Source organism: Streptomyces malachitofuscus (assembly GCF_055571035.1).
The window spans coordinates 1-8,332 of sequence record NZ_JBVIGA010000005.1; the positions used below are offsets into that span (position 1 = coordinate 1).

5 protein-coding genes and 1 pseudogene are annotated in these 8,332 nt (G+C 72.8%); all 6 read right to left on the reverse strand.

Going from position 1 to position 8,332, the window contains the following annotated elements; translation table 11 throughout:
* Positions 1-390 precede the first annotated feature (390 nt).
* Positions 391-1,266 carry a 3-hydroxybutyryl-CoA dehydrogenase gene (locus tag ACZ44S_RS08605; RefSeq protein ID WP_466925999.1) on the reverse strand — a complete coding sequence of 292 codons (876 nt, stop codon included), beginning with the start codon at positions 1,264-1,266 and terminating at the stop codon, positions 391-393.
* A complete protein-coding gene (locus tag ACZ44S_RS08610; protein ID WP_466926001.1) occupies positions 1,263-2,300 on the reverse strand; it encodes a 3-oxoacyl-ACP synthase III family protein in 1,038 nt (345 codons plus the stop codon). Before ACZ44S_RS08610 ends, ACZ44S_RS08605 begins: the two co-directional genes overlap by 4 nt.
* A 7-nt stretch (positions 2,301-2,307) precedes the next feature.
* On the reverse strand, positions 2,308-3,663 hold the full coding sequence (ccrA, locus tag ACZ44S_RS08615; RefSeq protein ID WP_466926004.1) for a crotonyl-CoA carboxylase/reductase: 1,356 nt from the start codon (positions 3,661-3,663) through the stop codon (positions 2,308-2,310).
* Between the two features lie 10 nt (positions 3,664-3,673).
* On the reverse strand, positions 3,674-4,834 hold the full coding sequence (locus tag ACZ44S_RS08620) for an alpha-hydroxy-acid oxidizing protein (protein ID WP_466926664.1): 1,161 nt from the start codon (positions 4,832-4,834) through the stop codon (positions 3,674-3,676).
* Between the two features lie 108 nt (positions 4,835-4,942).
* Positions 4,943-5,611, reverse strand: a pseudogene (locus ACZ44S_RS08625) (thioesterase II family protein); the annotation flags it as partial.
* Positions 5,608-8,331: an SDR family NAD(P)-dependent oxidoreductase gene (locus ACZ44S_RS08630; protein WP_466926666.1), complete on the reverse strand. Its 2,724-nt coding sequence runs from the start codon at positions 8,329-8,331 to the stop codon at positions 5,608-5,610. The pseudogene ACZ44S_RS08625 and the gene ACZ44S_RS08630, both read right to left, overlap by 4 nt.
* Between the last annotated feature and the right edge of the window lies 1 nt (position 8,332).

Genomic DNA, 8,332 nt, shown 5'->3' on the forward strand with positions numbered 1-8,332 from the left:
GTTCGCCATGATCCGTGACCGGCAGAGCTATCAACCCCCAACTCCCATCACCCCTGCGGCTTGACAACAACATGAGGAGGTGTCACCGGGTCCGACGGGTGCCGTCGGAGACGCTGCTCAGAGGTCCGACCACCGTCCGGCCGGGCGCATTGCCCGGCCGTTCGCGGGCGGCAGGTCTGCACAACGTGGCTGCGCAAGAACGGCCCCCGCCCTTGAGGCCGGCCCGCATCGGCACATGCGGGGACACGGTGATCAGCATCGACGGGGCGGGCGTCTTCCTGGGGCGCCGGCTCGCGAGGCGGCGGCGACCGCCAGCGGTCTGCTGGTCGGTTTCCGCCTCCCTGGCTCCGGTTTCCCCAGGCGCTTCCTGCCGGGGGCACTCGCCCAGGATCAGCACGAGGGTTCGTCGTAGCGGTAGAAGCCGTGGCCCGTTTTGCGGCCGAGCCGGCCCTCCTGGACCATCCGGGGGAGCAGTGGGGGCACTTCGATGATCAGGTCGGTGCCGTTCTCCCGCATACTGTGCGCCACAGCGGTGATGGTGTCGATACCGACCATATCGAGAAGGGCGAGCGGGCCCATCGGGTACCCGCAGCCCAGCGTCATGCCGCGGTCGATGTCCTCGGCGTCGGCCACACCCTGGTCGTACATGCGGACTGCTGCCATGAGGTAGGGCACGAGCAGCGCGTTGACCACGAAACCGCAGCGGTCCCGGGTGCGGATGACCTCCTTGCCCAGCGCGTCCACGGCGTACGCCTCGGCTGCCGCCGCGCTCCCTTCCGCGGTGCGGTCCGTCAGGACCAGCTCGACCAGAGGCATCGCCGGGACCGGGTTGAAGAAGTGCAACCCGACGACGGACTCGGGTCTGCTGGTCGCGTCGGCCAGGTCGACGACCAGCAAGCTGGAGGTGGTGGACGCCAGCACGGCAGCCGGGTCCGCGAGTTGGTCGTCGAGCGCCTTGAAGACCTGGCGTTTGCCGTCCAGGTCCTCGGCCACCGCTTCCACGACGAGCTGCCGGTCGGCGAGGTCGGCGACGTCCGCCGTGATCCGCAGCCGGCCGGCGGCGTCCTCGCGCTCCTGAGGGGTCATACGGCCTTTGGTGACGGCCCGTTCGAACGCGGCGGCGAGGCGGCGTTCCGCGCCCTCGACGCGGTCCGGTGCGGAGACCAGAACCCGTACGTCGAGGCCGGCGCGCAGGCTCACCTCGGCGATCCCGGCGCCCATGGTCCCGCAGCCCACCACGCCGACCCTGTGCACGGCTCCGGTCATCGCGCTCTCCCCTCCGTGCCGGTCCACCTCATCAGTGCGGCACCGGCCGCCATGCCGGCGCCGAAGCCGGCGAGCAGCACCAGGTCGCCCTCGCGCAGCGCCCCGGAGCGGTTGGCGGTGTCGAGGGCGACGGGCACCGAGGCGGAGCCGATGTTGCCGCTGTACCGCAGTGGCAGGTGGGTCTGCGCCCGCTCCAGGCCGGCTGCCTGGGCGAGTTCCGTCACCATGCGCCCATTGGCCTGGTGGGGTACGAAGTGATCCACATCGGTGGGTTCGTAGCCGCATCGCTTCAGCAGCCCGGTGAGGAGGCCGGGCACGTTGTCCAGTACGAAGCTGCGTACCGCCCGGCCCTGCATCCGCAGCAGGTGGCCGCCGTCCGTGACCGTCCCGGCCGATGCCGGACACCGGCTGCCACCCGCGGGCAGGGTGATCAGCCCGTGCTCCGCGCCATGGCTCACCAGTGCCACGTCGAGCAGTCCACGGCCTTCGGCGTCGCCGGTGCCGGGCGGGGCACCGATGACCGCGGCACCGGCGCCGTCGCCGAAGAGCACGCTGGTCGCCCGGTCCTCGAAGTCGACGAAGCGGCTCCAGACGTCGGTGCCGACGATCAGCACCTTGGTCGCCCTGCGCAGGGTCACGTACGCCCGGGCGATGGACAGTGCGGTCACGAAGCCGGTGCAGCCGATGTTCACGTCGAAGCAGGCGGCCCGATGGGCGCCGAGCGCGTGCTGCACCAGGCTGGAGGTGGCCGGTACGAGTGCGTCCCCGGTCGTGGTGGAGACGATGACGAAGTCGAGTTCGTCGGCGTCGACACCGGCCTGGTCCAGTGCCCTGCGGGCGGCGTGGACGGCCAGGTCGGAGGCGGCTTCGCCGGGTGCGGCGTAGCGCCGCTCGAGGATGCCGGTGCGGTCGGCGATCCAGTCGGCCGAGGCGCCGGGCACCCGGGCCGCCATGTCGTCATTGGTCACCGTCTGTTCGGGCAGGTGGAGACCGGTGCCCAGAACGGTGACCGCCGCGCTTGTCCCGCTGTGCATGGTCCCGTCACCTCTCTCGCACGTCGTCGGAGGCGTATCTGCGCATCAGCGTGAGCCGATCCTCGCCGATCCGGTCGCGTCGCTGAGGGTCGGTCACGCCCAGCCCGGGGCGGTCGGCCAGGCAGAGCACGCCCACCTTGCCGATGTGCTCGTTGAGCTGGACCAACCGGGTCGCCTCGCCGATCTCCCGCAGCGGATACAGGGACGTCAGCGCGGGCACGATGCCGCCCTGGTCGAACAGCCGTGCGCAGTCGACCTGTTCCTGCAGGTTGGCGACGTGGCTGCCGATGATGCGCTTGAGCCGCATCCACAGGTAGCGGTTGTCGAACTGGTGCTGGTAGCCGGTGCTCGATCCACAGGTCACCACGGCCCCGCCGCGCCGCAGCACGAACACCGAGATGCCGAAGGTGGACCGGCCCACGTGGTCGAACGCGATGTGGGGGTCCTCTCCCACTCCCTGTCTGATCAGCCGGCCCAGCTGTTTGCCCTGCTCCACCGCCACCGCAGGATCATCGCCGGTGTCCTCGCCGATGCCGATCTCCGCGCGGTTGATCACCAGATCGCAGCCGAGGGCGCGGGCGGCCTCCGCCTTCCGCTCGGACCCCACCACGCCGACGGCTGTTCCACCGCCGTTCTTCACCAACTGGACGGCGTAGGCACCGAGGCCACCGGAGGCGCCCCAGATGAGGACGACGTCGCCCTGCTTCATCCGGGCGCCGCGGTCGCTCACCAGCATCCGGTACGCGGTGCCGGCGCAGGCGGGCGTGGAGGCGGCCTCCTCCCAGGTCAGGTGGGCCGGCTTGGGTATGAGCTGGCTGGCCCGGGCGATGGTGTACTCGGCCAGGCCGCCGTAGTTCGTCTCATAGCCCCAGGCGAGCTGGTTCTCGCTGAGCATCCCGTCGGCCTGGACCGAGGCTTCCTGGTCCTCGACGCAGGCGCCGTTGACCATCACATGGTCGCCGACCCGCCAGCGCCGTACTCCGCTGCCCGCTCGCACGATCACGCCCGCGGCGTCCGACCCCAGGACGTGGAAGGGCTGGTCGTGCCGGGTCGCCCAGCCGCCCTGCCGTCCGTACGCCTTGAGGAAGCCGAAGGTCGACATGGGTTCGAAGGTCGCCGACCAGACCGTGTTGTAGTTGATGGAGCTGGCCATGACGGCGATCAGCACCTCGTCGGGCGCCAGCTCGGGCAGGGGAACCGGGCCCACGTGGAGGGTCTTGCGCACATCGCGGTCGCCGTCGATGCCCTCGAACGCCTTCTCGTCCTCAACCCGCAGGTGCGCGGCGAGGAATTCGGCGGGCGGGTCGGTGGAGGCCAGTTCCTCCGGCGACGCGCCCGCACGTACCGCTTCGGAAAGTGACATGTCAGGCTCCTCAATCCGCCGTGGAGGGGCGGAATCGTCCGTCCGTGATCAAGCTCGGTGTGATGTCGGCCAAGGACGCGCATCCGGTGAGGGCCAGCGCCAGGTCGAGATCTGCCAGCAGGCACCGCAGGACGTGCTCGACCCCCCGCTGCCCGGACAGTCCGAGTCCGTACACGTAGGGCCGGCCGATCAGGACGGCGTCCGCGCCCAGGGCCAGGGCCTTGACCACGTCGGTGCCGGAGCGCACGCCGGAGTCCAGCAGCACCGGCACCCGCTCGGCCACGGCGGCACGTACCGCGACCAGCGCGTCCAGGGCGGCCGTGCTGCCGTCGAGCTGACGCCCGCCGTGGTTGGAGACGACCAGGCCGTGCGCCCCGTACTCCACCGCCAGCCGGGCATCGTCCGGATGCAGGACGCCCTTGACGAACACCGGCAGATCGGTCACCTCGCGCAGCCATGACAGCCCGTCCCAGGTGGCGGTCGGGTCGATGGAGATCTCCGCCCAGCGCCGGACCGTCGCCGCGGGATCGGCGTCGTCGGGCAGCCCGGCACGGAACGCGGGATCCGTGGTGAAGTTGGTGATTCCGGTGCCGCGCAGGAACGGGGAGTAGGCGTGGTCGAGTTCCATCGGGCGGTAGCCCAGATAGGGGGCGTCCACCGTGACCACCAGGGCGGTGTAACCGGCGGCCTCGGCCCGGCGGACCAGGGACTCGGCGACCGCCCGGTCCGAGGGCAGGTACAGCTGGAACCAGCGTGGCACCTGGCCGGACTGCCCGGCCACCTCCTCGAGGGAGTGTGCGGAGAAGGTGGACAGCACGAAGGGCAGGCCGACCTCGGCCGCGGCCCGGGCGGTGGCGAGCTCCCCCTCGGGGTGCACCACCGCCTGCGCGGCCACGGGCGCCAGCAGGACCGGTGCGGGGAGCCGCTGTCCGGCCAGGCTGACCGTGAGGTCACGGCGGGCGGTGCCGCACAGCATCCGAGGTACCAGCCGCCGTTGGTCGAACGCCGCGCGGTTGGCGCGGCCGGTGGCGCCGCTGCCCGCCGCTCCGGCCACGTAGGCGAAGGCGTCCGGCGTCAGCTTGGTGCGTGCGACGTCCTCCAGCGCCGTCAGGTCGGTGGGCAGCGGCGGGCGCCGGCCGCTCACTCCGGCCACCAGGATCTCCCGTACCAGGTCCGCGGGCGCGGCACCGCTCGTACGTCCTTCGCCGTCCGCGTGCCCGGCGATGTCCGCGCGGATGTGGCGGGTCAGCAGCGCCGCCGCCTCGGCTGTACGTTCCGTCAGGGCGAAGTGGCCTCCGTCCAGGGTCTCCACGGTGTGCCGGCCGGTGGTGTGCCCCGCCCAGTCCCGCATCTGCGCGACGGAGTTCTTCGGGTCGCCGGATCCGACGACGACGGTGAGGGCAGCGGCCACGGCCTCACCGTCACGACAGCGATAGCGGCGCAGCGCACGGACGTCGGCGCGCAACAGCCGCAGCGCCTCGGCGATGAACTCGGGGTCGGTGAGCACCGGTTCCGGTATCCCTCCGAGCCGCCGCAGCTCGCCCACGATCTGCTCGTCGGCGAGTTCGTCCAGGTCGGGCTCCCCCCAGTCCACCGAGGGAGGGCGGGCGGCCGAGACGAAGAGCCGGGTGACTGCTCCCCCTTCGCGGAGCCGACGGGCCGTCTCGAAGGCCACGAGAGCGCCCATGCTCTGGCCGAGCAGGAACAGCGGCCGGTCGTCGTGTCCGGCGAGGGCCGCGACCGCCCCGGCCGCCAACTCCTCGATGGCTTCGGCGCACGGCTCGCCTCGCCGGTCCTGTCGGCCCGGGTACTGCACGGCGTGCAGTTCGATGTCGTCAGGCAGAGCCGCCGACAGCGCGGCGAACGCGCTCGCGCTTCCGCCCGCGTGCGGGAAGCACACCAGGCGTGCCGTGCCGTCCCGGTCCTGGAACGTACGGATCCCGTTCATGACCACGCTGCGTCATCCTCCGTCGTCGGGCTCAGTTTGGTCAGCAGACCGCGCAGCCGGTCGCGCACGGCGGCCCGCTGGGCGTCCCCCAGGGAGGCTTCGGCGACCGCGGTCTCCAGTCGGCCGATCCCGTCGAGCAGGGCCAGGGGCATGGTCTCCGTCTCGGGGTCCTTGAGTTCCTCGCGCAGCCGTTCCGTGACGTCCGCCGGGGTCGGCCAGTCGAAGACGAAGGTGGCGGGGAGGCGGACCCCGGTGGCCGCGGCGAGCCGGTTGCGCAGCTCCACAGCGGTCAGCGAGTCGAAGCCGAGGTCGGCGAAGACGCCGTCCGGGTCCACCGCGGCGGCGGAGGGATGCCCGAGTACGGCCGCGACCTCCCGCAGCACCGTGTCCAGGAGCAGGTCACCGGTCCCGGCGTCCGCCCCGGGCGGCGCCCCTGCGACGGCCGGCTGTCCGGCAGGGACCGGATGCCCGGCGGGGACCGGTGCCGCCGCCCCGCTCGCCGACGGCCGGAGGTTCCCTCCCACGGCCACGCTCACCGGCAGGCCGCGGCGGACCGCCGCGTCCAGCAGGGCGAGGCCCTGCTCGGGGCGCAGTGGTGTCACCCCCGCGCGGGCCATGCGGGCCAGGTCCGGGCCGGTCAGTCCGGCGCCCATGCCTCCGGTCCCCTCCCACAGGCCCCACACGAGCGAGATGCCGGGGAGGCCGGCCGAACGCCGCCACTCCATGAGTCCGTCGAGGAAGGCGTTGCCGGCGGCGTATCCGGACTGGCCCGGAGAGCCGACGGTGCCGGCGAGCGAGGAGAAGACGACGAACGCGGAGAGTCCGAGGGGCGACGTGAGTTCGTGCAGGTTGAGGGCCCCGTCGACCTTGGGGCGCAGGATCCGGTCCAGCCGCTGGGGATTCAGCGACGTCAGCAGTCCGTCGTCCAGCGCGCCCGCCGCGTGCACCACCCCACCGAGGCGGACGTCGTCGCGGGCCAGCGACGCGAGGGCGGCGGCCAGCGCGTCACGGTCGGCCACGTCGCAGGACACGGTGCGGACCTCGGCGCCGAGGTCCCGGAGTTCGGCGATGTCCCGGGCCGCGTCGTCGCCGGGAGCGCCGCGGCCCATGAGGACAAGGTGCCGCACTCCGTGCCGGGTCACCAGGTGCCGAGCGGTGAGCCGGCCGAGCCAGCCCAGCCCGCCGGTGATCAGCACGGCCCGGCCGACGTCCCACAGTTCGTCGTCGTCCGGCAGGTCCAGCACGACCTTGCCGACCTGCCGGGCCTCGCCGAGATACCGGAACGCCTCGGGAGCGCGGTGGATGGGCCAGGAGGAGGTCGGCGGTGGGGTGAGCGTGCCCTGCTGGAACATCTCCCGCAGGACGGTCAGGATCTCCTGGATGCGTTCGGGGCCGGGATCGCGCACGTCGTAGGCGTGGTAGGCGACGCCGGGGTGGTGAAGGGCCACGTCCGCGGCGTCCCGCCGGTCGGTCTTGCCCATCTCCAGGAACCGCCCGCCGCGCGGCAGCAGCCGCAGCGAGGCGTCGGTGTACTCCCCGGCGAGGGAGTTGAGCACCACGTCGACGCCGGCGCCGCCGGTGCTCCGCAGGAAGCGCTGCTCGAAGTCAAGGTCGCGGGAGGAGGCGACGCGTTCGTCGGGCAGACCGGCGGCGCGCAGGACATCCCACTTGGCGGGGCTCGCCGTGGCGAACACCTCGGCGCCCAGGTGGCGGGCGAGCTGGACGGCGGCGGTACCGACCCCGCCGGTCCCGGCGTGGATCAGCACGGATTCGCCCTGTCGCAGGCCCGCCAGGTCGACCAGGCCGTAGTAGGCGGTGAGATAGGTGACGGGGATACCTGCCGCCTGGCGGAAGGAGCAGCCCGCCGGGATCGGGCACACCAGCCGGCGGTCGGTCACCGAGACCGGTCCGATGCCGTTGAAGAGACCCATCACCCGGTCACCGGGACCCAGGTCCGTGACGTCCGGGGCGACTTCCAGGACGACTCCCGCGCCCTCGCCGCCCTGTCCCGCGTCGTCGGCGTGCCCGTCGACGGAGGGCGGGATCACGCCCAGACACAGCAGGACGTCGCGGAAGTTCAGACCTGCGGCACGCATGCGCACCCGGACCTGGCCCGGCCCCAGCGGAGCAGCTGCCTGTGGCCACGGCTTCAGGGACAACCCGGTGAACGTCTCCTTCGCGACGTAGTCGAGATGCCAGTCGGGCGCCCCGGGCGGCGGGGTCAGCTCGTCGTCCGCTGCCCCGGCCGTGAGGGACGGGCGGTACGCGGTGCCGCCGCGCAGTGCGAGCTGTGGTTCGCCGGTCGCGACGGCCGCCGCCAGGGCCTGCCACGAGCCCGGTGTCCCGTCCTCGTCGACCACGACGAAGCGGCCCGGCTGCTCGACCTGGGCCGAGCGCAGCAACCCCCACACGGCCCGGTGGGCGAGCGCGCCGCCGTGCTGTTCCGCGCCCACGGTGACGGCACCGCGGGTGAGCACCACCAGGCGGGTGCCGGTCAGCCGGTCGTCGCCGAGGAGCCGCTGCACCATGGTCAGGACCCCGAGCAAGGTTTCCCGTACGGTGGCGGCGTCCGCGGCGCCGCCTTCGGCGAGCGGGCAGGGCAGCACGATCGCTTCGGGCGCCCGCTCACCCGCGTCCAGCGCCTTGGCCAGGCCGGCCGGGTCGGCGTGGGTTCGCCGGCCGAGCCCCGTGCCGTCCGGGCCGTCCGGGCCCACGAGCACC

What these genes read in the sequence shown, in the direction of transcription:
- ACZ44S_RS08605 (WP_466925999.1), bottom strand. Translation starts at nt 1,266, where the DNA reads ATGACCGGAGCCGTGCACAGGGTCGGCGTGGTGGGCTGCGGGACCATG.
- ACZ44S_RS08610 (WP_466926001.1), bottom strand. Translation starts at nt 2,300, where the DNA reads ATGCACAGCGGGACAAGCGCGGCGGTCACCGTTCTGGGCACCGGTCTC.
- ccrA (WP_466926004.1), bottom strand. Translation starts at nt 3,663, where the DNA reads ATGTCACTTTCCGAAGCGGTACGTGCGGGCGCGTCGCCGGAGGAACTG.